Genomic DNA, 2127 nt, shown 5'->3' on the forward strand with positions numbered 1-2127 from the left:
GTCGCCGGGGCCGTCAACACTTTTTTTCAACTTCCTGGAGAACCGTTCGTTCCCCGGCCCGCGTCCCGGTTGCCCGTGACGTGGGAGGGTGCTTCTACGTCCCATCATCGGGACCGTCAACACCTTTCTTTCAACTCCCGGGAAACCGTTTGCTTCCCGGCCCGCGTCCCGGTTTTCCGTGACGTGGGGGAGTGCTTCTACGTCCCGTTGCCGGAACCGTCAACACCTTTTTTCAACTTTCCCCGGAAAGCTCGCTTTCCGAAAAAAACGCCCCGGTTCCCCAGGGCGGAGGAAGGCTTCTACGCGCCGGGGCATGGGTCGTCAACTACAAATTCCCCTCGCCCTTGGTATTTTCCAAAACATCATCGATTCCAAACTGTTGCGACATGGCCTTTCCAGGCGTCAACGTGAAGCGCGTGATGGTCCAGGCGTCATTGTCGATGATATCGGCATGGCCCGCCCCGTCCGGGGACAAGGCCCGGGCCAGCTCCTCCAGGAATCCTTCGGCATCCACCCAGCCGGCCTCGTGCTCGAAGGCCAGCCGCCCGTCCTGGTACTGGGCCGATTCCAGCGGGCATTCGGGCGCGAGCGCCGCCCAGGCCGCCGGGGAAAGGCCCCGGACCTCGCCATACACACGAAAGGCCGGCTTCATGCGCCGCCCTCGTCGGCAATGAGCCGCTCGGCCACGCCCAAATCGTACATTTCCAGGGGATCGGCCCCGGCTTTGCGCTTCTTGTACTCCGCCGCCGCCTGGGCAATGGCTTCATAGGGAATCCAGTCGTGCCCCTCCCAGATTTCGGGATGCTCGCTGTTCCACAGCCGAAACTCCACCTGGCCGTACCGGTGACGCACATACATGCGCACCCGCTTTTCCGCCGGATTGGGATAATAATACAACCCCAACGTATCTTTCATTTTTCCTCCAATAATAAACTTCAAGGCCCACTTAGCGCAGGCTCTTTTCAAACTCCTCGAACGTGCGCCGGGCCGTCTCGTCCCAGGAAAATTCCCGGGACCGCGCAAGCCCAAGCGCCCCCTTCTCCCGCCGCAGGGCCGCGTCGCCGGCCACCCGGGCCAAAACCCGGGCCATGCCCTCGGCGTCGGACGGATCGTCGAGATAAATCCCGGCCTCCCCCGCCACCTCGGGCAGGCTCGAAAGCTTCGAGGTCACGACCGGACAGCCGCAGGCCATGGCTTCCAGCACCGGCAGGCCGAACCCCTCGTAGATGCTGGGATACACCAGGGCCAACGCCTTGGTGTACAGCGCGGCCAGGGTCGCGTCGTCGGTGTAGCCGAGTTCGATGGGCGGGACGCCTTCCAGCCGTTCCCGGGACCAGCCCGTCCAGCCGGCCGTGACCAGGGGCACGTCCAGCCCCGACCGGGCCAACGCCCGGGGGATCACATGCATGTTCTTGCGCGGGTCATAGGTGCCCACGAACAAAAAGTACCGCTCCGGCACCGCCGGGGGCAAGGGCGCCTCCAGCGGATGAAAGACCTCCGGCTCGTGGGCGTTCCAGGTCACCCGTATGCGGGCCCGGTCGATCCCGAGCACCCGGACCATCTCGTCCCGGGTGAAGCCCGACACGGCCAGAAACCGCGAAACCCAGGCCAGCCTGCGGGAAAAAAACATCCGGAAATAGCGCACCCGCTCGGCCGGATGATGCTCGGGAAAGGTCAGCAGCGACAGGTCATGCACGGTGAAAACCGTCCTGACGCCCCTCGGAACCCGAAACGGAAAAAAGGCCGCCTCATGGTAGACGTCATAGCCCCGGGCCGCCCGCCAAAACGCCCATTCCCGCTGATAATGCCGGGCCAGACGCACCCCCAAAGCCACCGTCGGCGGCAGCTTCCAAAGCAGATCGGTCAGCCGCGACCGGGCGGCCAGATTCTCCGGCGGCTTCGGCGGCTCCCGCCCCACCCGCTTGCCGTCAAAATAGCCAATCTCCAGCCGGTCGCCATAGCCCCGCTCCAACGCCCCGTACAAACAGCGCAAATAGCGGCCAATGCCCGTATTCACCGTGGCCAACGGCACGGCGTTGACGATGACGCGTAGCTTTTTCATGCGGTGTGTGGAGGAACCGGGGGAGGGAACCCCTTTTTGCAAAAAGGGGTTCCCTCCCCCGGGCC

General features: G+C 64.2%; 3 protein-coding genes. All 3 read right to left on the bottom strand.

The window, feature by feature from the left end:
* Positions 1–325: 325 nt before the first annotated feature.
* A complete protein-coding gene (locus tag ACMZ6R_RS20385) occupies positions 326–652 on the bottom strand; it encodes a hypothetical protein (protein ID WP_416114789.1) in 327 nt (108 codons plus the stop codon).
* On the bottom strand, positions 649–915 hold the full coding sequence (locus tag ACMZ6R_RS20390; RefSeq protein ID WP_416114790.1) for a hypothetical protein: 267 nt from the start codon (positions 913–915) through the stop codon (positions 649–651). Before ACMZ6R_RS20390 ends, ACMZ6R_RS20385 begins: the two co-directional genes overlap by 4 nt.
* A 31-nt stretch (positions 916–946) precedes the next feature.
* Positions 947–2127: glycosyltransferase family 4 protein (locus ACMZ6R_RS20395; RefSeq protein ID WP_416114791.1), on the bottom strand; the 1181-nt coding region annotated here is incomplete at its 5' end.

This window comes from Solidesulfovibrio sp. C21, assembly GCF_047785625.1.
Classification (GTDB): domain Bacteria; phylum Desulfobacterota; class Desulfovibrionia; order Desulfovibrionales; family Desulfovibrionaceae; genus Solidesulfovibrio.

What these genes read in the sequence shown, in the direction of transcription:
- ACMZ6R_RS20385 (WP_416114789.1), bottom strand. Translation starts at nt 652, where the DNA reads ATGAAGCCGGCCTTTCGTGTGTATGGCGAGGTCCGGGGCCTTTCCCCG.
- ACMZ6R_RS20390 (WP_416114790.1), bottom strand. Translation starts at nt 915, where the DNA reads ATGAAAGATACGTTGGGGTTGTATTATTATCCCAATCCGGCGGAAAAG.